The organism is Paraburkholderia sp. C35, assembly GCF_003121405.1.
Taxonomy (GTDB): domain Bacteria; phylum Pseudomonadota; class Gammaproteobacteria; order Burkholderiales; family Burkholderiaceae; genus Paraburkholderia.
On record NZ_QBUY01000089.1, the window covers coordinates 1 to 21,394 of the forward strand.

The following is a 21,394-nucleotide window of genomic DNA, read 5'->3' on the forward strand; positions in this document are numbered from 1 at the left end:
GCAAAAGAAAGCGGGCTAACACCGCCCACTCCGGTCATTGCCTGCGGGCCCCCAACGGTTCCTATCCTTCACACGGCGACCTCTCAGTCCCCACCCGTTGCCATTGCTTCGAATAGTCGCCTACCCCACTCCAGTTACCCGTAGCGCAGCCAACGGCAGCGAATCGCATATGCAGCCCAGGTGGCAAACGGTGTGTAGGTCGTAGTCCTTCCCACGCGAGCGATCCTACGACACCGCCTTTGCTTTTCAGTCCGGAGTGAAGCGCATACGCCGCGATAGCCGACACACCGTTTGCCACCTGGGCGGCCTGGGCCGAACTGGTAAGGCCCGCTGAGACGCGGGTGATTGAAGAGGGTGATGCGCCCGCAAAGAGTGCTGGCAGCGGGCATCAAGAAGAGTGATGCCGTGTGAAGGATAAGAACGGTGGGGGACCCGCAGGCAAGGACCGTAGTGGGTGGTGTTCAGCGGCTTTCTTTTGCCTACTTTTCTTTGCCGCGGCAAAGAAAAGTAGGTGCTGCCCCGCACAGGGGCGACGCATGAAGAACCACTAACAAAAAGCGGATGCCACCAAACCGCGAAGCAAAAGGCAAAAGCAAAACCGCATAACATGGAACGCCGATGGCCCATCACACGCACCGCATAGCGCTACTCTTCAACGCCAACAAAGTCTACGACCGGGAAATCATCACAGGCATCGGCAACTACCTGTTATCCACCCGCGTAGCGTGGGACCTATTCCTCGAAGAAGACTTCCGCGCCCGCCTGAACGGCATCGAACGCTTCGAGGGCGACGGCTTCATCGCCGACTTCGACGACCCCGCCGTTTGCGAAGCGCTCGCCAATTCGCATCTTCCGGTAGTAGCCGTAGGCAGTTCATACGAAGATGCAGCCAAATACCCGCCCAACCTCCCCTACATCGCGACCGACAACATGCAACTCGTGTCGCTCGCCTACAAGCATCTCATCGGTGCAGGCCTGCAACGCTTCGCGCTCTACAGCCTGCCTGAATCGCCCACGAACCGCTGGGCGCAGGAACGCGAACTCGCCTTCAATGCATTGCTCAAGGCAGATGGTATCGAAGGCGACGTGCATCGCGGGCTGCCCACCAGCGCGCCCGTCTGGCACCAGGCCAGCGTGCAGCTCACAGAATGGCTGCAGAGCCTGCCGAAACCCGTCGGCATCATCGCGGTAACCGACGCGCGCGCGCGTCAGGTCTTGCAGGCATGCCTGATCAGCGGCATCGCCGTGCCTGAGCAAGTCGCCATCATCGGCATCGACAACGATCCCCTCACGCGCTCGCTCACACGTATTCCGCTTTCGTCCGTGATTCAGGGCACCGATGAAATGGGCCGCACGGCGGCGCACCTGCTGCATCAGATGCTCGGCGGCGCGCGCTTCGCCGGGCGCCGCATTCTCGTGCCGCCCGTCGGCATCAACGTGTGCGAATCGACGAAGCATGAACCGCTCGCCAGCCCCTAGGTGATGCGCGCGCGTCACTACATCCGGCAGTACGCCTGCCAGGGCATCAAGACCGAACAGGTCGCCGATTACGTTGGCGTGTCGCGTTCGTCACTCGAAGATTATTTCCGCCGCGAGCTAGGCTGCACCGTGCATCAGGAAATCCTCAAGCACAAACTCGACGTTGCGAAGCAACTGCTCGCGCAACAGGACATGTCCAGCGCAGAAGTGGCGATCCGATGCGGCTTTACGTCGGTGCAGTACATGTATGCCGTGTTCCGGCGCGAACTCGATTGCACGCCGCGCGAATACCAGGAGCGCTTGCAGGCCGCGCAGGCCGCAGACTCCCCGCATCGTGCGCCATCCGAGTAAATGCCTTAATCTGCAACGATTCTCGACCGTTATGAATTTCGCCGACATGCACAGCACCGACTCCTCTCTCTCATCCAGCGTCCAGGTCGAACGTTGGGGCACGTTGCCCGGTCTCGGCGACATTCGTCTGTTCACGCTGCGCAACGCACACGGCATGCGCGCGTCGATCAGCGATCTCGGCGCGACGCTCGTCTCGTGGCATGCGCCTGACCGCGCGGGTCGTGTGGCCGATGTGCTGCTCGGCCACGACACGCCCGCCGACTATCTGGCAAGCCGCTGGTACTTCGGCTCGACTGTCGGTCGCTGGGCGAATCGCATCGCACACGCGCGCTTCACGCTCGATGGCGTCGTGTATCAGCTCGACCGCAACGATGGAGACAATCTGCTGCACGGCGGCGCCAGCGGGTTTCATAAGGCGCTGTGGCAGGCACGCGAAGTGGACGGCGCGCTGGTGTTCACGCACGAATCGCCCGAAGGCGACGCGGGCTTTCCCGGCGCGATGACGGCAAGCGTGCGCTACGCACTCGATGACGACGGCGCGCTCACCATCGATTACGACGCCACCGTCGATGCGCCCACGCCCATCAGCCTCACCAATCACGCGTATTTCAACCTGTCCGGCGACGCGCTCGCAGATGCACCCGATATTCGCGGCCACGTTATCTCGATCGATGCCGACGCATTTTTCGCCGTCGATGACGCGATGATTCCCATCGAAAGAAAAGAGGTGGCGGGCAGCGTGTTCGATTTCCGCGCCGGCGCGCCACTCGGTGCGCGCCTCGACTGGCCCGACGCGCAGCTTGCGCGTGCGGGGGGCTTCGATCATTGCTACGTGCTGCACGAGGCGGGAACATCGACGCGCACGGCAGCCACGCTCTACGATCCTGCCAGCGGACGCGAGTTAACGGTATCGACGGATGCGCACGGCATGCAGTTCTACACGGGCAACTTTCTTGCGGGCGTCAAAGGCCGCAACGGCAAGACCTATGGCAAGCACGCGGCGTTGTGCCTTGAAACAGGTGCGTTTCCCAACCAGGTGAACATGCCGGACGCCGAACAGGTGATCTTGCGTCCTGGCGAGCGCTATCGCCACACCACCGTCTATCGCCTCGACGTGCGTTGAGCGTAAGCAAGGGCGAAGACTTGCATAATCCTTACGTAATCTGTCGAAACATTGCCGATGTTGTAAATCGCGGCCAGCGATTGCGGCATTCATTACGCCGTGAAATCATAGGCGGCTTTATCTGATCGCACAGCCAGCCCACTGCCGCGCCCCATTCGAGGGCAAGGCGGCCAGCCAGCCGACGCCATCGCATCCCCCGGCCGATGGTCATTCCGTTTCGAAGTCTTCACACGCGTCGTAAGCAATCTCCGACGACGCGTGCGCCAGCCATTCGATCGCGGATGAGGTCAGTTGCAACCCACGCTGTCTTGCCCCTGGAGCGACCTGTGAACACACCCGACACCGTTGCCATCGATCCCGCCACGCGCGGCAATGGCCCGAGCAAAAACGCCGGCAACGGCGCACCGCCTGCCGCCTCGCGCCGCATCACATTCATTCGCTGGCTGCGCAAGGTCCATAGCTGGATCGGCCTGTGGGGCGCGGCGCTCGGTCTGCTGATGGGCACCAGCGGCTTTCTGCTGAATCATCGCGGCGGCCCCCTGCGCGTTTCGACGGGCGAACCGCAAGTCGAGTCGTTGCAGGTGAAGCTGCCCGACCCTGCGCCCGAGACGCCGCGCGATATGGCGAAGTGGCGCAAGCAGGAACTGAAAGTGGAAGGCAAGCCCGGCCGCATGCAGAAAGAGCCTTCACATCCTGTTGCGTGGGGCGATCGCAAGGCGGTCCAGCCGGAACACTGGCAGGTGAGTTTCGCGTCGCCGAAAGAAAACACTCAGGCCGAATACTGGGTCGGCAACGACTATGTGACCGTCAAGCGCAGCGCCAATACCTTCCTCGCGACGCTGACGAATCTGCATAAGGGCGTGGGCCTCAGCGTCGGCTGGGTGCTGCTGATCGATACGTTCGCGGGCGGCGTGATCCTGCTGTCGCTCACGGGCGTGCTGCTGTGGACGCAGTTGAACAAGCGTCGCACGATTGGCGCGGTGCTCGTGCTCGGGTCGATCGTCGCGGCGATTGTCGCGGGCATGGCCTGATACGACGCGTTTCCATCAGCGCCAAGGGCGATGCCAGCCGCAAGGCTGCGCATCGCCCTTTTTCATTGCAGCGCCTGAGGCGCCCAGAGACTTAGCGGCGGAAAGCCGGCGCACCCATCGGCGCACCCGTGTTGCCACCATCGACGACGATCTCGGCCGCCGTCATGCCCGACGCCGCATCCGACGCGAGGAACACAGCTGCCTGCGCCACTTCTTCGGCCAGTGCGAAGCGGCCCATCGGGATCATCGCCGAGAGTGCCGTTTCCGTTGCGTCCAGCGACGCACCCTCGCGCTCGCCGCGCGTCCAGATGTTCGTGCGCGTGCCGCCAGGAATCACCGTGTTCACGCGGATGCCGCGCGTGACGAGTTCCGACGCCATGACGCGCGCCATGCCCGAAATCGCCGCCTTCGAAGCCGAATACGCCGACGTGCCGGGCGCGCCTAGCTGACGCATCACCGAGCCATTCAGCACGATCGAACCGCCCTCGCCCATCAGCGGCACAGCCGCTTGAACGGTCAGGAACACGGCCGTCACGTTGGTGCGCATGATCGCTTCAAACTTCTCGGCCGTCGTGCTGCCGACAGGCGTCGCGCCGCTCACGCCCGCATTCGCGAACACAATGTCGAGCTTGCCGAACTTCTCGCCGATCACTTTCATCACACTGTCGATCGCTGCGGGATCGTCGAGATCCGCGCGGATCGGCAATGCGTTCGGGACGAGTTCGGCAGCGGCTGCATCCAGTTTCTTCTGGTCGCGACCCGTAATGGCCACGCGCGCGCCTTGTGCGATCAGCAGGCGAGCCGCCGCGAAACCGATGCCGCCGTTGCCGCCCGTGACGAGCGCTGTCTTGTTTGCGAAGGACATGATCCATTCTCCAAAAGTTGAGGGTTGAGGCGGACATCCGCCGGCAGCTGCTTTATAATTGCAACTGCAATCTTAAATTAATGATAGCGACCGCAATCAATGCGAGTCAAGCGATTTTTCACATCGGTTTGTTGCGGAAGGTGGATCAACGATGAAAGTCAGCAAGGAAAAGGCAGCACAAAACCGTGCTGCCCTCGTCGAAACGGCGGCGCGCCTGTTCCGTGAGCGCGGTATCGATGGTGTCGGCGTAGCGGAGATCGGCAAGGCAGCCGGGCTCACGCATGGCGCGCTCTACGCGCACTTTCCGTCGAAAGAAGCGCTCGCAGCCGAGGCGCTGACGCATGGTCTGCAGGTCAGCCACGCGCGCTTGACGCGCACGTTCGACGGCCGCACGCCGGGGTTGAGCGAGTTGTTCGACAGCTATTTGTCGGAGGAAAAACGCGACGACATCGCCAACGGATGCGCGATGGCTGCGTCAGCGAGTGAAATCGGGCGACAGGACGAGACGATCAGCGCGCGCTACAGCGAAGGCTTCGAACAGATGACGGCTGTGTTCGAAAAGCACCTGCGCGCGCACAAGGTGAAGGGCGACGTGCGGGAGAAAGCGGTCGCGATTTCGTCGGCGATGATCGGTGCGATAGCGGCATCGCGCGCGGTGCTGAAGGCACAGCCGGAACTCGCCAATGAGATTCTCCGTGCGACGCGGCGTGCGGTCGGCGATATTGCTGGCGAGAAGGCCTGAGCAGCGCCACGCGCCTCGTCTTCGCCCGGAGAACTGCTACAAAAGCGCGACGGTTACCGGCGCGCGTGCACGTCACGCCTTGAACTCGTGAATGCGATGTCCAATAGTTAAAGGGAATAAAAGGGATCGCGTTCTGGTTCGTCTGTTGATGGCAGATGCGCCATTTTTCGAGCAAGGAGTTCATCGTGCGAAAGATCGTTTATTTTCTCCAGTTCACCGCGGGTCTCGTGCTGGCCGGCAGCGCCGTTGTGTCACATGCGCAAGGGCTTTCGACTTATGACGATGTGAATGCGCCCGTCAATAGCACGCGTTTGATGCCGAATGCGCAGCGCGGCAGCGAATATCCGACGCATGGCAATCAGCAAGCAGGGGAGATGAACCTCAATCCTACTGATCCGCGTGCGCAGCTTGTGACGGGTGCGCCGAATAACGCGCAGTCGGGTGGATATGGGTCGCCGTTGGCGGGTGTGCATACGGCTGTGCAGCCGGGGCAATAAGAGATCGTTGACAAAAAAAAGCCCGCTCACGCGGGCAACCTTCTACGAGGAGACAACAGCGAAAACTCACATCACCCTTTTGTCGCACCGAACGTCAATCCGGCGACAAAATGCTTCTGCATGGCAAAGAACATCGCAACAGAAGGCAGCGCAGCGAGAATCGACCCAGCCGACACTAGATTCCATGCCGTCGTCCACTGTCCTTTGAGCGCTGCGACGCCAACTGTAATGGGCGCAGCTTCATCGCCTTGCGTCAGACACAGCGCCCAGAAATAGTCGTTCCATACAAACGTAAAGACAAGAATAGCGAGTGCGGCCAGTGCCGGGCGAATCAACGGCAATACGATGCGAAAGAACACCGTCCATTCCCCCGCCCCTTCAATCCGTGCGGCTTCCACAAGCTCAAAAGGCAACTGCTTGATGAAGTTCCGCAGAAATAGCGCACAAAAACCTGTCTGAAACGACACGTGGAAAAGAATCAGCGCGCCAAGCGTATTGAACAGACCAAGACTCAACGACAGATCCCGTACGGGAATCATCAGAATCTGCACCGGCACGAAGTTGCCAGCAACGAAGGTCGCGAATAGCGTGGTATTGCCGCGAAACTTGTAGATCGCGAGCGCATAGCCCGCCATCGCCGCCAGCGCAATCGAACCGATCACGGAAGGCACCGTAATCAGCACGCTGTTCCAGAAGTAATGCAGCATCGGCGACGTGGTCAGCGCTTCGCGATAGTTGTCGATAAACGCGATGTGCTTCGGCCAACCCCAGTAATTCCCTTCGGCCAGTTCTTCCGTCGAGCGCACCGACGTCACCAGCACGGCGATCATCGGCAGCAGCCAGATCAGCAGCGCGACGGGCAAGGTCAGCTTGTACAGGCGCCGGTTGATCGGCTTCCATTTGGCGACAGGCATCGGATACATGATCGTCTGCTCCTTACTGTTCGTTGCGCAGCATGCGGCGCAGGTGATAGACGATGTACACGAGCATGATCGCGAACAGCACCACGGCAATCGATGCCGAATAGCCGATGCGGTAGTACTTGATCGCCTGGTCGTACATGTAATACGCGAGCACCGTAGAGCTTTCGAACGGGCCACCGCCCGTCATCACCGAAATCAGATCGAAGCTGCGCAACGCGCCGATCACCGTGACGACGATCGCCATGAACGTCACGGGGCGCAACTGCGGCAGCACCACATGCCACAGCATCGCCCAGCCCTTTGCACCTTCCATGCGCGCCGCTTCGAGTTGCTCGCTGTTGAGCGATGTTAGACCCGTCAGATAAAGAATCATGCAGTACGCAGTCTGCGGCCACAGCGCGGCGAAGATGATGCCGAAGGTTGCGTAATGCGCGTCGCCGAGTACGGGCACGCCGTGGCCGAGTATCACGGCGAAGAGGCCAAAGGTCGGATCATAGAACCACGAGAAAATCAGCCCGACCACCACGCCCGACAGCACGAACGGTGCGAAGAACAACGACTTCACCACGCGTATGCCCGCCACCGCCTGGTTCAGATAGAGCGCGACGGCAAGACCCATCGGCGGTGCGAGCAGGAACAGCACGAGCCAGATCAGATTGTTCTTGAGCGCCGTATAGAACGTGGGCGCCTGAAACAGCTCGATGTAATTGGCGAGGCCGACAAAGACCTTGTCGGTCATGCCGTCCCAGTTATAGAAGCTGAGCCAGATCGACGACAGGATCGGGTAGACAACATAGACCGCGACCATGAAGCACGCGGGCGCGAGAAACAGCAGCGCGGCCTTGCGTTGCCGACGCGCGGTGGGCGACGGTCCACGCTTTTTGCCGGTGGCGCGCGGTGTCGGCGACGCCTGTGGCTGCGACGGCGGCGTGCCGTTGATGTCCTGACGTGTGACGGAATGCGACACGACGATTCTCCAATAGCCTGATGGTGCTGCGCCGGACCTTGAAAACAAGGGCTCCGGCGCCACTGCCTACGTCCTTACTTCTTGTAGATGCGCTTACGCGTCTGCTCGAGCTGCGCAAGGATTTCATCGATCTTGGTCGGATCGGCGATGAACTGCTGCATGCCCTTCATCCCTTCGTCAGCCATTTCCTTCGTCATGTCGCGATCGTAGAACTGCGCAATGCCGCCCTTAGTGTTCGACAGGATCTGGAAACCGATCTTCGAAATGGGATCTTCCGGTTCCGGCGACTTGCTATTCGCCGACAGCGAACCCAGGCCCGTCGCCAGCTTCGCGCCCTGCTCCGGCGTTTCGACGAACGCGAGGAACGTGTGCGCGTCAGCCTTGTTCTTGGCCTTCGCCGGAATATGCAGCGATTCGACGGGACCATCTTCCGCCGTCGGCACGTTCGAATCGATGATCGGGAACTGGAAGTAGCTCATGTTCGGCTTCACGTTCGGCGGGAAGCCGCCCGTGATGAAGGTGCCCATCAGCATCATCGCGGCCTTGCCCTGGAACAGGAACGGCTGCGCTGCGTCCAGATCGTACGACAGCGAGTTGTCGATGAAGTCCTTGTCGTCGAGCAACTGCTTCCACGTCGTGTAGACCTTCTTCACGCGCGGATCGGTGTACGGCACTTCGCCTGCCATCAGCTTCTGGTGGAATGCGTTACCGTTGATGCGCAGGTCGAGATAATCGAACCAGCCCGCCAGCGTCCATGCGTCACGTCCGCCCACGGCAAACGGCGTGATGCCCGCAGCCTTCAGCTTCTTGCACGCGTCCATCAACTGGTCCCACGTCTTCGGTTCCGACGTGATGCCCGCCTTCTGGAACAGATCCTTGCGATAGAACAGGCCCCACGAGTAATACACGGTCGGCGCCGCATATTGCTTGCCGTTGTACGTCGACGATTCCTTCGTCGATGCATACATGTTGTCCCAGCCGTTCTTCTTCCAGTCGCCGCTCAGGTCTTCGAACAGGCCGCGACGCGCGTAGTACGCCATGCGCTCGCCGTTGTGCCAGTTGACGACATCGGGCGCGACCGTCGACAGCCAGCCCGGCAACTGCACCTTGTACGCTTCCTCATCGACGAACGACACCTTCACGTCGATGTCAGGATGCGCTTTCTTGAAGTCGTCGATCACCGATTGCCACACCGCGCGCTGGCTTGCGCCCTTGAACGCGATGTTGATGGTCATCGTGCCGGCATCGGCCGTCGTGGCTGCGAACGGCGAGGCGAGCGCGGCGACCGCGAGTGCTGCCGCTGCGATGGCCGTGCGTGCATTGAATTTTCTTGCTGCCATGTTGCTGTCTCCTTGTGTCCTGGTTTTTGGCTGCTGGGATCACTACTGGTTATCAAACTGGATTAACGAAATCATTCCGTCCGATACGCCGCAACGCCTTGCGGTTCCACTTCGTGCGAGCCGATCACGAAGCGCGACGCGTCGACGCCTTCGATCACATGCCGCGTGTTCGCATAGTTGAAGACGTACGTGAGCTTGCCGCGCCGGCTGATGCGCAGGCTGTCGCCAAGCGGCGTCGGCGTGAGGCCCGCTTCCGTTGCGATGCGTGCGAACAGTGCTTCCGTCAGACGGTCGTCGAACAGGCTGGCGAAGTAATGCACGGAGCCATGCTGCACGTAGGCAGGATGACCATCGGCGAAGCGTGCGCGCACACCGAAGCTGCGCTCGTCGGCGGCGTCGATGAGATCGCGCCAGTGACGTGCATGGCCTTCACGCACACCGTCGCTCGCACCGTTGACCTGCACGGCCTCCGTCACGTTCGGGCGCATCGATTCGACACGCCACACACGGATCGGCAACAACGACGCGAGCGCGCCCGGCGGCAGGTTGGCGGGAATCTGCAGATCTGTCGTCTTCGAACCCGTGCGCGGACCGAGCACGATCTGCGCACCCGATGCCGCGAGCCGCACCGCGAAATCGCCGGGCACGACGGGCAGCGGCGGCACGACGATCATCGCGTAGCCATCGAGCGGTGCATCGGCGGGAATCACATCGACGTCGAAACCGAGCGAACGCAATGCCGAGTAGTACTCGAACGCGAAACGCGGATAGTGAAAGTCCGCGCCCTGCGGATGAATCTCGAACAGCCACTTCGCTTCGTAGTCGTAGATCAGCGCGATCTTGCCGCGCACGTTCGCGTTCGCATCGGCATCTGCCGCTGATACAAGCGCGATTTCCTGCGCGACCTGCTCTGCTTCGCTGCCACCGATATCGAGGCGATTGTCGGGCGTGTTCAGCCCCGCATGCATCTGTTCCTGTGCGAACGGCGCCTGACGCCAGCGGAAATACGACACGCAGCCCGCGCCATGCGCGAACGCTTCCCAGCTCCACAGACGCACCATGCCAGGCAGCGGCGCCGGATTCCAGTGCGCCCAGTTCACGGGACCGGGCTGCTGCTCCATCACCCAGAACGGCAGCTTCGACATGCCGCGATACACGTCATGATTGAACGACGCAAAGTCGGGATGCCCTGTGCGCAGAAACTTCGCCTTGATCTCCGGCGCATACCACTGTTCTTCGAGTGCGCCGAGCGGATAGCTGTCCCACGTCGCGACATCGAGATCGCGCGCGACCTTGTAATGATCGAACTCGGTGAACAGTTGCATGAAGTTGTGCGCAACGGGACGCCCCGGCGAATGCGCACGAATGATCTCGACCTGCATGCGGTTGTAACGCGCGACTTCATCGGATGCAAAACGGCGATAGTCGAGCCGGTGCGACGGATGCGCTTCTGTCACGGTCGCAATGGGCGCATCGATTTCATCGAAGCTGCGGTACTCCATGCTCCAAAACACGGTGCCCCACGCGCGGTTCAATGCGTCGATGGTCTGATAACGATCCTTCAGCCACGCACGGAAACGTTCGACGGCTGCGGGCGAATAGCTGACCACCGTGTTGTGGCAACCAAATTCGTTATCCGTCTGCCAGTAAGCAACAGCGGGATGCTTGCCATATCGTTCGGCAACCGCCGTGCAGATCTTGCGCGACGCTTCGAAATACGACGGCGACGAAAAATCGTAGTGACGGCGCGAGCCGAATGCACGCGGACGTCCATCGGCACCCACGGGCAGAATGTCGGGATGACGGTCGATCAGCCACTTCGGCGGCGTTGCCGTCGGCGTGCACATCACGACTTGCAAGCCCGCATCGCCGAGTACATCGACTGCCCGGTCGAGCCAGCCCCAGTCGTATTCGCCCGGCGTCGGCTCCATGCGGCTCCATGCAAATTCGGCGATTCGCACCTGTTCGATGCCGAGCGCCTTCATACGGCGCGCGTCGTCTTTCCACATCGATTCCGGCCAGTGCTCCGGGTAGTAACAGACTCCAAGGCGCATGCGCGTGTCCCTTAATGTTATGCGTAGTGTTCGGCGGAATTGAGCGCCTTCACGGCGAATCCGTCTTCAGTGAAAAGATGGCAGGCGCGAGCCGGTGCAGCGAAGACCACGCGCACGCCCTGCTCGACGCGCGCATTGCCCGGCACCTTGGCGATCAGCACGCTACCGCCGGGTTGTTCGAGATGCACATAGCTGTGCTCGCCGAGATGCTCGATCAGCGAAATGGTGCGTGTGAGCGTTGCATCACGCCGTGATGTATCGTCGGTGATGAGTTCGAGATGTTCGGGCCGCACGCCGAAGCTCACCGGCTGACCGCCCTGCAGCGTGCTGCCGTCCACTTCGACGCGCATCACTTCATTGGTGTGATCGAGCGTCACGTCGACGCCTTGTGCGTCGATAGCCGTCACTCTGCCCGGCAGGAAGTTCATGCGCGGCGAGCCAATGAAGCCCGCCACGAAACGGCTATTGGGCCGGTGATACAACTCGAGCGGCGCGCCGACCTGCGCGATGCTGCCGTAGCGTTCTGTGTCCTTGCCCGAATGCAGCAGCACGATCTTGTCGGCGAGCGTCATCGCTTCCGTCTGATCGTGGGTCACGTAGACCACGCTCGCGGTTGCAAACTGCTTGTGCAGACGCGCGATCTCGATACGCGTCTGGCCGCGCAAGGTCGCATCGAGATTGGACAAGGGCTCATCGAACAGAAACACGCCCGGCTCGCGCACGATGGCGCGTCCAATCGCAACACGCTGACGCTGTCCACCAGAAAGCGCACGCGGCTTTCTATCGAGCAGCGCTTCGAGTTGCAGGATGCGCGCGGCTTCCTTCACCCGGCTGTCGATCTCTGCCTTGGGTTTTTTCGCGAGCTTGAGGCCAAAGGCCATGTTCTCGTACACGCTCATGTGCGGGAACAGCGCGTAACTCTGGAACACCATCGCCACGCCGCGCTCGGCAGCGGGCACGTCATTGACGATGCGATCGCCAATCGACAGGTCGCCGTCCGTGACATCCTCCAGCCCCGCGATCATGCGCAGCAGCGTGGACTTGCCGCAGCCCGACGGGCCGAGGAATACACAAAACTCGTTTTCGCCGATCTCCAGATCGACGTTGCGGATCACGGGCGCGTTGTCTCCATACGCTTTCTGCACGCCCTTCAACGAAATGCTCGCCATCGCTTCGACTCCGTGATTTAATCAGCCCGAAGCGGAGATTAAGCGCTTAATCTGAATGACCGAAAAAACGACCGCTGTGCGATCGCTGGTCTTTCTGAAGGCCTTTTGTTGGCCAGTAAGGCTTGTCTCCGATAATCGTTCTGTCGTTTTGCGCATGGTGCCTCGCCCTCGTAGCCAATGCAAATGATGAACGTCGGTCCCACATATTGAATAAGCGTAGCAATACATGTCCACTTTGAGCGAAGTCGCGCGACGCGCCGGCGTGACGTCGGCCACCGTTTCGAACGTGCTGCGCAACCGCGGGCGCGTCGGCGAGCAGACGCGTCAACGCGTGCTCGAAGCTGTCGAGGCGCTCAACTATCGTCCGCATCTCGCCGCGCGCGCGCTCGCTGAAGGCCGCGCGCCGACCATCGCGCTGATGGTGTCGAGCATCGCGAACCCGTTCTATCCCGAGTTCGCGCTCGCCGCCGAACGCGCGGCGCGCACCAGTGGCCACTTCGTCATCATCTGCAATACGAATGAAGATCCGCATGCGGGCCGCACGTATCTCGACCAGCTGGCAGGCTCGCTTTCCGAAGGCGTGCTGGTGATGAACGCCAATCTCGACTTCGACGATCTGCGCAAAGCCGAAGCACGCGGCGCGCCCGTGGTGCTGTGCATGTGGGAACGTCCCGACGATCCACCTGGCTTGCCGTGCGTCGCGGTGAATTTCCGTCTGGCGGGACGCCTTGCAGCGCAGCATCTGATCGACCTGGGACATACCCGCATCGGCGCGATTGTCGGCAGCAAGCTATCGGGCATTCATGCTTCGCGTTACGAGGGATTCGTCGACGCGATGCGCGAAGCAGGCATCAAGGTGCCCGCGAAAAACGTGCGCCATGCGTCCGACACGATACAAGGCGGCTACGAAGCCGCGCGCGAACTGCTCGAACGCGACCCGAAGATCACAGCAGTCTTCGCCACCAACGACCTCCCCGCCCTCGGCACGATGCACGCGGCCGCCGATCTCGGACGCGACGTGCCGAACGATCTCTCCGTAGTCGGCATCACCGACATTCAACTCGCGCAGCAATCGCGGCCGCCGCTCACGACCGTCGCCGTGCCGACCGTCGAAGCCGCCGAGCTTGCCGTGTCGCTACTGCGCGAACTGATCGAACGGCCCGGACGCGCATCACATCAGAAAACACCGCGCGTCTGCGTGACCTCCGAACCGCAACTCGTGGTGCGTGGCTCGACGCGCAAGCGCTAATCATCAGATGGATGCGGGCACACCTTTCGTCGCACAGCGTACAACCGCAATCCTGGTCAAAACCTGAACAAACGCGTGTTTGACTTTTATTGCGTGCGTGCAGGACAGAATGCGGACAAGAACCCGCAAGCACTTGTGCATCAAAGCCTTTTTCAGCATCAAAGCGTTTCTTGACGCGGCTTTGCGCCGGCAATGAGTAAAAAAATCCGCTTCAAATCATCGTCGCGCTTGTTAGACTCAAATCGACTTCCCCAAGGGTTTTCGATTCATGAACAAGACAGTAGATGATCCAGAAGTCGTGCCGCGCTATCGCATTGGCGCTGTCGCCCGCATGGCGAATCTGCCCGTCGGCACGCTGCGAATCTGGGAACGCCGTTATGGCGTCGTCGCACCGCCTACCACGCAGTCCGGTCATCGGCTCTATAGCGAAGCCGACGTGCGACGCGTCGCGATGATCAAAGGGCTTGTCGATCGCGGCTACTCCATCGGCTCGATCGCCACGTTGCAGACGGGCGAACTGGAACGCCTCGCGTTCATGCATGTCGACAAGACGCCCGTTACGCCGCTCGCGGAAGGACGTCCGGGTCTGCGTTTGCGCATTGTCGGCACGGCGCTCGCGCAGACGATCCGCCAGCATCTGCACGCGATGCAGGCCGAACTTGCCAGCGAACCCAAGATCTTCGAGAACATGACGGCTGCGTTCGCCGAACGCATGAACCAGCCCGCCGACGTGCTCATCATTCATCTGCCGTCGCTGCATGCAGACGACGTGGAGCGCGTGCTCGCATTGAGCGCATCGACGCACGCGGAAAATATCGTCGTCGTGTATTCGTTCGCGGCCGCCAATACGATCGGTCTGCTGGAGCGTGTCGGCGTGCGCACCGTTCGCGAGCCGCTCGATCAGGCGTCGATCACGCAGATGATCAGCGACATCCAGCGCAAGACGGGGCAAGGCGCGGCACATCCCGACATGCGCGAGCCCGCACCGCAACGGCACTACACCGATGAAGCCCTGATGGCGCTGGCGCATGCATCGACGACCATCGCCTGCGAGTGCCCGAAGCATCTGGCGAACATCGTCATGCAGCTAAGCGCATTCGAGCAGTACAGCGTCAGTTGCGCCTCGCGCACACCTGCCGACGCGTTGCTGCACGTGTATCTCGCCAACATTTCCGGGCGTGCGCGCGCGATGTTCGAGCACGCGTTGCTGCGGCTCGAACGCGAAGAGCGCTGGGCGCTCGAAAACCGCTGACACTCATGCAATGAAACCGGCTGCGCGCTAAACGTTTGCGCAGCCGCCCTGCATTTAACGCTGCGAGCGCTTGTTCGCGTACATCGCGCCATCGGCCTGCGCGACCAGATCATTTATGGTCAGCGTGCTGTCGGGCGTGTACGTCGCCGTGCCCACACTGCAATGCAGCTGGTACGGCGTCTTCGCCACCTGGTTGTGCAGCTCCAGTTGATCCCTGAGCCGTGCGATCGTCTGCAGCGTGCCATCTGCATCCGAATCGGTCAGCAGCACCACGAACTCGTCGCCGCCCATGCGGCCGATCACATCGCTGTCGCGCAACGCCGTGCGCAACACCGTTGCGAACGCAATCAACGCGCGGTCGCCTTCTGCGTGGCCATATACGTCGTTGATCTGCTTGAAGCCGTTCAGGTCGAAGAACAGCAATGACGCAGGCTTGCTTGCGCGCTTGCAGAGCTTGATCGCATGTTGCGCGAGCGCTTCGAAGCCGCGGCGATTGGACAGGCCCGTCAGTTCGTCGGTCGTCGCGAGCTGCACGGCGGCGATTTCCTGCTCGGCCATACGTGCGAGGTCGCGCAACAGCACACGTTCCTCGTCATCCAGCGCGCGAGGCTTCACGTCGATCAGGCATAGCGTGCCAAGCCGGCAGCCGTTATCGACGGTGAGGGGATAACCCGCATAGAAGCGGATATTCGGGTCGCCCGTCACGAGCGGATTGTCCGCGAAGCGCACGTCGAGCGACGCATCGTTCACGAGAAACAGTTCGCTGCCGAGAATCGCGTGACCGCAGAATGACACGTCGCGCGAGGTCTCCGAGGCTTCGACGCCCGGGTGCGACTTGAACCACTGGCGCTGGCTGTCGACTAGCGTGACAGCGGCAATCGGCACGCCGAACAGGCGGCGCGCGAGGCGCGTGAGACGGTCGAACCGCTCTTCGGGCGGTGTGTCGAGGATATTCAGCGAGCGCAATGTCTCCATGCGTTCGCTTTCGTTGTCTGGCATTGAAGGTGGCAGCATTCGAAATCCGGATAAAACGCGAACGCGTGGTGCTACTTTAGCGCCACGCGATCCGCCGAAGGTTGAACGGAACCGGGTACAAATTTTATCCGCAGCTTGCGGCAGTTGGAAAGAATCAGCAGCGCTTCGTTGCGATCTTTGCGTCTTGCTGAAAGCTAACCGACACCTGTCGGCCCATTCAGCACGATGCGCACCTTACGCGCCAGTTCCGCCCGCCGATAAGGTTTGTGAATGATGTCGAACTCGCTGCCGTTCGCGTCCGTGCGTTCGAGCGATGCATCGGCGTAGCCGGTTGTCAGCAGCACCTTGATCTTCGGATGCAGCCGCCGGGCCTCGCGCGCGAGCATCACGCCGTTCATGTTGCCGGGCATGATGAGATCGGTGAACAGCAGATCGATGCTGCTGCCTTCCTGCAGGATGTCCATCGCCTCTTTCGTGTTCAGCACGACGCGCGTGCGATAGCCGATCTGTTCGAGCATCGCCTGCGCGACTTCCGCCACTTCGACACGGTCATCGACGATGAGGATGGTCTCGTTACCCGCTTTCTCGATGGCCTTGGGCGCAGACGGCCGCCGTTGCGTGCTGCCTTCGACCGCCGGGAAATAGAGCCTCAATGTCGTGCCGACACCCGGTTCCGAATACAGGTTCACCGCGCCGCCCGACTGCTTGGCAAAGCCATACACCATCGACAGGCCCAGACCCGTGCCCTTGCCTTCGTCCTTCGTCGTGAAGAACGGGTCCATCACCCTGTCGAGAATCTCGGGTGCAATACCGCAGCCGTTGTCCGAGATGGCGATGGTCGCATAACGGCCTGGACGCAGATCGGCGAATCCCACCATCTCCTGATGATCCAGTTCGACCGATTCCGTACGCACCGTCACCACGCCGTCGCGTGTATGCGCAAGCGCATCGCGTGCATTGAGCAGCACGTTCAGCAACGCGACTTCGAGTTGCGTCGAATCGACCCGGCAATTGCCGAGCCCTTCCTCGTATTCGGTTCTAAGCGAAATGTTCTCGCCGAGCGTGCGCCTTGCAAGCTCGACCATGCTGTCGGCGAGCGTGTTCAGATTCACCGTGCGCCCCACCAGCTTCTGCTTGCGTGCGAACGCGAGCAATTGCTGGGTCAGTGTCGTAGCCTTCGTGACGGCGCCGCGTATGCGGTCGAGGCTTTGCGCCATCACCGCGGTTTGCGCATTGCCTTCGATGCCCATTTGCAGCACGTCGACATAGCCTGCCATCACCTGCAGCAGGTTGTTGAAGTCGTGCGCAATGCCGCCCGTCAGCTGGCCGAGCGCTTCCATTTTCTGCGCCTGATGCAACGCGTCTTCCGCGTCGCGGCGACGGCTCACGTCGAGCTGCGATCCGAAGTAATACACCAGCTCGCCCTGCTCGTTGAAGACCGGCGAAATGAACAGCGCGTTCCAGAAGGTCGAGCCGTCCTTGCGATAGTTGAGTATTTCCGTCGCGAGTTCGCGGCGGTCGGCCACTGCCGCTTTCACTTCATCGATGGTGGCGCGATCGGTTTCCGGCCCCTGGAGAAAGCGGCAGTTACTGCCGATGATCTCCGTCAGCTCGTAGCCCGTCATGCGCAAAAAAGCATGATTCGCAAAGATGACGGGGTTGTCGGGAAGATGCGGATCGGTGACGATCATCGGCATGCGGGTCGTCGAAACGGCGGCGAAGAAGATGTCGTCGCGATGATCAGAGATCTGATGCACGCCGCTTCGGATGGTCGTTTGTGTACGGTTCGTATCCATGGCAATTGACGCAAAGTGGTGCGACAGGCCACGGTTATTTCACTCGACTCGTTACGTGGGCAGGTCACACTCCAGTTTGTGAACCCGCATCGTTCTGCGCAGCGCGATGCGGAATGACAGTGCGTCGTCTAATGCGAAATCCGTGCCGGTGCGCAAATGCGGAATTAATTGCCCAAAAGTACTGGAGAACAATGCAAGAGTTACCGAGCATCGCGCTTGCGCACCATTGAAATTGCAGAATAAGCACTGCATGCTTTGGCAAAAAGAAAGACGTGTAGAAAATTTTTCAATGTGCGCTCAGTGCTGCGTCCGGCGCAACATCGACAGGTCATAGCCCAGGGCGCGGACGCGTTCGAGCAGCGCGTGCTGCAATTCAACGGGCGGCTTCGCTTCGCGTGTGAGTATCCAGAGGTACGTGCCGCTCGGCTCGCCGACGATCGACCAGCCGTAGTCGTCGCCATGATCGAGCACCCAGTAGTCGCCGACATAGAAAGGCCCGAAGAACGAGACCTTCAGCTTGGCATTGTCCGAGCGTGGCACGACGCGGGCCTTGCCGCGCGCGATGCGGCGCACGCCGTCCGCGCCGCCTTCACGGCCCGTGTTGATCACGTTGATGAGACCGTCCTCGCGTGCAGCATAGTCCGCCGTGACGAAATCGCGGCCGCGCTCAAAAGCGTTGTCGTAGCGCGCGAATTCGTACCAGCGCCCCGCATAGCGCTCCAGATCCACCAGCTTCGACGGTTCGGGCACGCGGGCATTGCCCTTCTTCCGTCTGATGACAATCGCGCAGGCGGCCAGCAAACCGATCGCGACAACGGTCGCGCCCACAATGGCAAGTGTGTGTGAACGGTTCTGCCCGCTTTCTTCACTAACGCCTGTTTCGACATTCATCGGGAATACACCTCGCGGATTGAGAAGAGGGAGAACCTCTATCCGGCGATAAAGCCGTTTAGACCTTGAGCTTCCGAAAAGTTTTCTGCTCCGGCGCACTGCGTTGTCAGCGCAATGAATGCTGGCGCACGGTGCCGTCACGCGGATCGGCAATAGCCGTTATGCTCCTTGTTCTGCATTGCAGTCCGGCAGTACTCACCCCCTCATAGTTTCCTTCTCGCGGAGTCGATCATGCAATACCGGAAATTCGGCCATACCGGTCTCACTGTCTCGCGTTTGTGTCTCGGTACGATGACGTTCGGTTTGCAAACCGAAGAAGAGGTATCGCGCGGCATTCTCGACAAGGCGACGGACGCCGGCGTGAATTTCATCGATACGGCCGATGTCTATCCGCTAGGCGGCGGCGAAGATCTGGCGGGACGCACGGAAGACATCATCGGCCGCTGGCTGAAGGGCAAGCGCGACCGCTTCATTCTCGCGACCAAGGCGGTCGGCAAGGTCGGGCCGCATGCGTGGAATCAGGGCGCTTCGCGCAAGCATCTGCTCGACGCTATCGACGACTCCCTGCGCCGCCTGAACACCGATTACGTCGACCTGTACCAGCTGCATTCGGATGACCGCGACACGCCGCTCGACGAAACGCTGGAAGCACTCGACATCATCGTGCGCTCGGGCAAGGCGCGCTATATCGGCGTATCGAACTATCTGGCGTATCGGCTCGCGCGCATGCTGGGACGCGCCGATGTGCTGCGCACCGCGCGCTTCGTGTCGGTGCAGCCGCGCTACAACCTGCTGGTCCGGCAGATCGACCGCGAACTGCTGCCCCTCGCCGACGAAGAGGGTCTCGCCGTGATTCCGTACAACCCGCTCGCGGGCGGGCTGCTGACGGGCAAGCACCGGCATGATGCAAAGCCTGCTGACGGACGCTTCACGGAGACGGTCGGCAAGGCGGGCGCCATGTATGCGGAACGCTACTGGCACGAGCGCGAATTCAAGACCATCGAGGCGCTGCGCGAAATCAACGCGAAAACGGGCGAGCCGATGACGAAGACGGCAATTGCCTGGGTGCTGGCGAATCCCACCATCACGTCGGCGATCATCGGCGCGAGCCGCGTCGATCAGTTGAACGACTCGCTCGCGGCCGTGGACTTCACGCTCGACCCGGAAATCAAGCAGCAACTCGACGATGCCACCGTGGAATACCGCTGGGGCGACGCACCGCGCTAACGCCCGTAGCGCAGCACGGTACTGCTCGCGGCCAGCACATGACCGGTGGCGGCCGCGAGAAACGCGTCGTGATTCAGATTGGGCGGCAGCGCGTCTTGCGCGAGATCGAGCGCGTAGACCTGCAGCACATAGTGATGCGGCACGTCGCCAATGGGCGGGCAAGGTCCGTAGTAGCCTGGCTGTCCGGTTCGATTGATGCCGCTCACACTGCCCGGCGGCGCCGACGCACCATGCGCCATCGCGTTCATCGACGCGGGTATGCCATATAGCACCCAGTGAATCACGCCGATGCCCTTCGCGCCGTCGGGATCGAACAGCGTCACGGCGAAGCTGCGCGTGCCTGAAGGGACATTGCGCCACTGCACGGCAGGCGACTGGTTGCCACCGCCGCAATTGTTGACGCTGGCGGCATGGCTCGAATCGATCGTGCCGCCGTCGGGCGTGCCGGGCGACGTGACCTCGAATGCGTCGGCGGCAACGGCTTGCGTTGCCACTGACGATAGCGCGATGCAAAGCGACACCGCTGCGAGCCGTGCGTTAAGGGATATTGTCATAGGTCGGCTCCGTCGAAAGATGCGCGGTCACACGATCATGACCGCACGCAACCAAACGGATGGCCGCGCCCCTTTATTCCCCTTTTTCCCTCCTTAGCCGAATACGCCCGATTTCTGGTTCGCCTCCGGCAATTGCCGCGACTCGCGCAGCGACTTCGGATGCCAGAGCTTCGCGCCGCCTTCGATGCCCGCTGCGTTGTCCACGACCGCCGCATTCTTCGGCAACTCGAACGTGAGACGCGCCGAATTACCGCCGCCTATCCACAGCTTGTCGTAATTGACGAGCGACGCCAGGATCTCGATCACCTTCTCGACGCGCTTGTTCCAGCGTTTGCTGCCTGCCTTCTCGCGCGCTGCATTGCCGATGTACTCGTCATACGTGCGGCCCTTGCTGACGGGATGATGCGCAAGTTCGAGATGCGGCATCAGCTCGCCGTCGCGAAAGAGCGCCGTGCCTGCGCCCGTGCCGAGCGTCAGCACGAACTCGATGCCATGCCCTTCGATGGCAGCAAAGCCCTGCATCTCGGCATCGTTGATCATGCGCACGGGCAAGCCGCCGATCCGCTTCGCAAGGTTCGCCGCGAGCGGAAAACCGCGCCAGCTTGCATCGCCGATATTGGGCGCCGTCAACACGCAGTTGTCGCGCACGACGCCTGGAAAGCCGATCGACATCAGCGTCGGATGCTGTGCGTCGACGAGCGGCTGCACGAGTGTCGCGAGCGTGTCGACCATCTGCTCGGGCGTGCATGGATGTGGCGTCGCGACGCGCACGCGCTCGCTTTTCATCTCGCCGGCCGCATCGATCACGGCGGCCTTGAGTCCCGTGCCGCCGACATCGATCGCGAGTATGCGTTCGCCGGCGCTGGCGGTCTTGCGCGGTTGCGCCTTTCTGGTGGGTGCCTTAGCCAA

At 61.3% G+C, this 21,394-nt stretch carries 18 protein-coding genes and 1 pseudogene; 8 read left to right on the plus strand and 11 right to left on the minus strand.

The genetic code is table 11. The annotated features are described in order from the left end of the window. The first annotated feature begins 618 nt into the window (after nucleotides 1–618). The 3 genes and pseudogenes from DK391_RS33565 to DK391_RS33575 all read left to right on the plus strand — a co-directional run bounded on the left by DK391_RS33565 (nucleotide 619) and on the right by DK391_RS33575 (nucleotide 3,984). A pseudogene (locus tag DK391_RS33565) lies at nucleotides 619–1,830 on the plus strand (DNA-binding transcriptional regulator). Between the two features lie 31 nt (nucleotides 1,831–1,861). After that, on the plus strand, nucleotides 1,862–2,953 hold the full coding sequence (locus tag DK391_RS33570) for an aldose epimerase family protein (RefSeq protein ID WP_109482310.1): 1,092 nt from the start codon (nucleotides 1,862–1,864) through the stop codon (nucleotides 2,951–2,953). A 326-nt stretch (nucleotides 2,954–3,279) separates the two neighbouring features. Next, nucleotides 3,280–3,984: a PepSY-associated TM helix domain-containing protein gene (locus tag DK391_RS33575; protein ID WP_109482311.1), complete on the plus strand. Its 705-nt coding sequence runs from the start codon at nucleotides 3,280–3,282 to the stop codon at nucleotides 3,982–3,984. Between the two features lie 91 nt (nucleotides 3,985–4,075). On the opposite strand, the gene DK391_RS33580 is transcribed toward DK391_RS33575, so the two are convergent. Then, on the minus strand, nucleotides 4,076–4,849 hold the full coding sequence (locus DK391_RS33580) for an SDR family oxidoreductase (protein WP_109482312.1): 774 nt from the start codon (nucleotides 4,847–4,849) through the stop codon (nucleotides 4,076–4,078). A 151-nt stretch (nucleotides 4,850–5,000) separates the two neighbouring features. Here DK391_RS33580 and DK391_RS33585 point away from each other — a divergent pair, with 151 nt between their 5' ends. Further along, nucleotides 5,001–5,591 (plus strand): TetR/AcrR family transcriptional regulator, encoded by a 591-nt coding sequence (locus DK391_RS33585; RefSeq protein WP_109482313.1) that lies wholly within the window; start codon nucleotides 5,001–5,003, stop codon nucleotides 5,589–5,591. 185 nt (nucleotides 5,592–5,776) lie between these two features. Then, nucleotides 5,777–6,088 (plus strand): hypothetical protein, encoded by a 312-nt coding sequence (locus tag DK391_RS33590; RefSeq protein WP_109482338.1) that lies wholly within the window; start codon nucleotides 5,777–5,779, stop codon nucleotides 6,086–6,088. A gap of 71 nt (nucleotides 6,089–6,159) precedes the next feature. Here the strand turns inward: DK391_RS33590 and DK391_RS33595 are convergent, their stop codons facing one another. The 5 genes from DK391_RS33595 to ugpC form a co-directional block, all read right to left on the minus strand. Then, a complete protein-coding gene (locus DK391_RS33595; protein WP_109482314.1) occupies nucleotides 6,160–7,011 on the minus strand; it encodes a carbohydrate ABC transporter permease in 852 nt (283 codons plus the stop codon). Nucleotides 7,012–7,024: 13 nt separating this feature from the next. Further along, the gene (locus DK391_RS33600) at nucleotides 7,025–7,978 is read right to left on the minus strand and encodes a sugar ABC transporter permease (RefSeq protein WP_109482315.1); all 954 of its coding nucleotides are present in this window, start codon (nucleotides 7,976–7,978) and stop codon (nucleotides 7,025–7,027) included. Between the two features lie 74 nt (nucleotides 7,979–8,052). Further along, nucleotides 8,053–9,318, minus strand: coding sequence for an extracellular solute-binding protein (locus DK391_RS33605; RefSeq protein ID WP_109482316.1), 1,266 nt, complete (start codon nucleotides 9,316–9,318; stop codon nucleotides 8,053–8,055). A 71-nt stretch (nucleotides 9,319–9,389) separates the two neighbouring features. Further along, nucleotides 9,390–11,372: a beta-galactosidase gene (locus DK391_RS33610; RefSeq protein WP_109482317.1), complete on the minus strand. Its 1,983-nt coding sequence runs from the start codon at nucleotides 11,370–11,372 to the stop codon at nucleotides 9,390–9,392. A 17-nt stretch (nucleotides 11,373–11,389) separates the two neighbouring features. Beyond that, nucleotides 11,390–12,541, minus strand: a complete 1,152-nt coding sequence (gene ugpC, locus DK391_RS33615; protein WP_109482318.1) for a sn-glycerol-3-phosphate ABC transporter ATP-binding protein UgpC — start codon at nucleotides 12,539–12,541, stop codon at nucleotides 11,390–11,392. A 226-nt stretch (nucleotides 12,542–12,767) separates the two neighbouring features. Between ugpC and DK391_RS33620 the strand changes: the two genes are divergently transcribed. Then, a complete protein-coding gene (locus tag DK391_RS33620) occupies nucleotides 12,768–13,790 on the plus strand; it encodes a LacI family DNA-binding transcriptional regulator (RefSeq protein WP_109482319.1) in 1,023 nt (340 codons plus the stop codon). A 268-nt stretch (nucleotides 13,791–14,058) separates the two neighbouring features. After that, nucleotides 14,059–15,042, plus strand: coding sequence for a MerR family transcriptional regulator (locus DK391_RS33625; RefSeq protein WP_109482320.1), 984 nt, complete (start codon nucleotides 14,059–14,061; stop codon nucleotides 15,040–15,042). A 54-nt stretch (nucleotides 15,043–15,096) separates the two neighbouring features. Here the strand turns inward: DK391_RS33625 and DK391_RS33630 are convergent, their stop codons facing one another. The 3 genes from DK391_RS33630 to DK391_RS33640 all read right to left on the minus strand — a co-directional run bounded on the left by DK391_RS33630 (nucleotide 15,097) and on the right by DK391_RS33640 (nucleotide 18,704). Beyond that, entirely contained in the window at nucleotides 15,097–16,056 is a 960-nt protein-coding gene (locus tag DK391_RS33630) for a sensor domain-containing diguanylate cyclase (RefSeq protein ID WP_109482321.1), read from the minus strand. A gap of 155 nt (nucleotides 16,057–16,211) precedes the next feature. Beyond that, the gene (locus tag DK391_RS33635; RefSeq protein WP_109482322.1) at nucleotides 16,212–17,813 is read right to left on the minus strand and encodes a hybrid sensor histidine kinase/response regulator; all 1,602 of its coding nucleotides are present in this window, start codon (nucleotides 17,811–17,813) and stop codon (nucleotides 16,212–16,214) included. 297 nt (nucleotides 17,814–18,110) lie between these two features. Further along, a complete protein-coding gene (locus DK391_RS33640) occupies nucleotides 18,111–18,704 on the minus strand; it encodes a lipocalin family protein (RefSeq protein ID WP_109482323.1) in 594 nt (197 codons plus the stop codon). 231 nt (nucleotides 18,705–18,935) lie between these two features. Between DK391_RS33640 and DK391_RS33645 the strand changes: the two genes are divergently transcribed. Continuing rightward, entirely contained in the window at nucleotides 18,936–19,931 is a 996-nt protein-coding gene (locus DK391_RS33645; RefSeq protein ID WP_109482324.1) for an aldo/keto reductase, read from the plus strand. Here the strand turns inward: DK391_RS33645 and DK391_RS33650 are convergent. Then, nucleotides 19,928–20,485: a YbhB/YbcL family Raf kinase inhibitor-like protein gene (locus DK391_RS33650; RefSeq protein ID WP_109482325.1), complete on the minus strand. Its 558-nt coding sequence runs from the start codon at nucleotides 20,483–20,485 to the stop codon at nucleotides 19,928–19,930. The two genes, DK391_RS33645 and DK391_RS33650, sit on opposite strands and share 4 nt — an antisense overlap. Before the next feature lie 93 nt (nucleotides 20,486–20,578). Beyond that, entirely contained in the window at nucleotides 20,579–21,394 is an 816-nt protein-coding gene (locus tag DK391_RS33655) for an ROK family protein (protein WP_109482326.1), read from the minus strand.

What these genes read in the sequence shown, in the direction of transcription:
- DK391_RS33570 (WP_109482310.1), top strand. Translation starts at nt 1,862, where the DNA reads ATGAATTTCGCCGACATGCACAGCACCGACTCCTCTCTCTCATCCAGC.
- DK391_RS33580 (WP_109482312.1), bottom strand. Translation starts at nt 4,849, where the DNA reads ATGTCCTTCGCAAACAAGACAGCGCTCGTCACGGGCGGCAACGGCGGC.
- DK391_RS33585 (WP_109482313.1), top strand. Translation starts at nt 5,001, where the DNA reads ATGAAAGTCAGCAAGGAAAAGGCAGCACAAAACCGTGCTGCCCTCGTC.
- DK391_RS33595 (WP_109482314.1), bottom strand. Translation starts at nt 7,011, where the DNA reads ATGTATCCGATGCCTGTCGCCAAATGGAAGCCGATCAACCGGCGCCTG.
- DK391_RS33605 (WP_109482316.1), bottom strand. Translation starts at nt 9,318, where the DNA reads ATGGCAGCAAGAAAATTCAATGCACGCACGGCCATCGCAGCGGCAGCA.
- DK391_RS33610 (WP_109482317.1), bottom strand. Translation starts at nt 11,372, where the DNA reads ATGCGCCTTGGAGTCTGTTACTACCCGGAGCACTGGCCGGAATCGATG.
- ugpC (WP_109482318.1), bottom strand. Translation starts at nt 12,541, where the DNA reads ATGGCGAGCATTTCGTTGAAGGGCGTGCAGAAAGCGTATGGAGACAAC.
- DK391_RS33620 (WP_109482319.1), top strand. Translation starts at nt 12,768, where the DNA reads ATGTCCACTTTGAGCGAAGTCGCGCGACGCGCCGGCGTGACGTCGGCC.
- DK391_RS33625 (WP_109482320.1), top strand. Translation starts at nt 14,059, where the DNA reads ATGAACAAGACAGTAGATGATCCAGAAGTCGTGCCGCGCTATCGCATT.
- DK391_RS33630 (WP_109482321.1), bottom strand. Translation starts at nt 16,056, where the DNA reads ATGCTGCCACCTTCAATGCCAGACAACGAAAGCGAACGCATGGAGACA.
- DK391_RS33635 (WP_109482322.1), bottom strand. Translation starts at nt 17,813, where the DNA reads ATGGATACGAACCGTACACAAACGACCATCCGAAGCGGCGTGCATCAG.
- DK391_RS33640 (WP_109482323.1), bottom strand. Translation starts at nt 18,704, where the DNA reads ATGAATGTCGAAACAGGCGTTAGTGAAGAAAGCGGGCAGAACCGTTCA.
- DK391_RS33645 (WP_109482324.1), top strand. Translation starts at nt 18,936, where the DNA reads ATGCAATACCGGAAATTCGGCCATACCGGTCTCACTGTCTCGCGTTTG.
- DK391_RS33650 (WP_109482325.1), bottom strand. Translation starts at nt 20,485, where the DNA reads ATGACAATATCCCTTAACGCACGGCTCGCAGCGGTGTCGCTTTGCATC.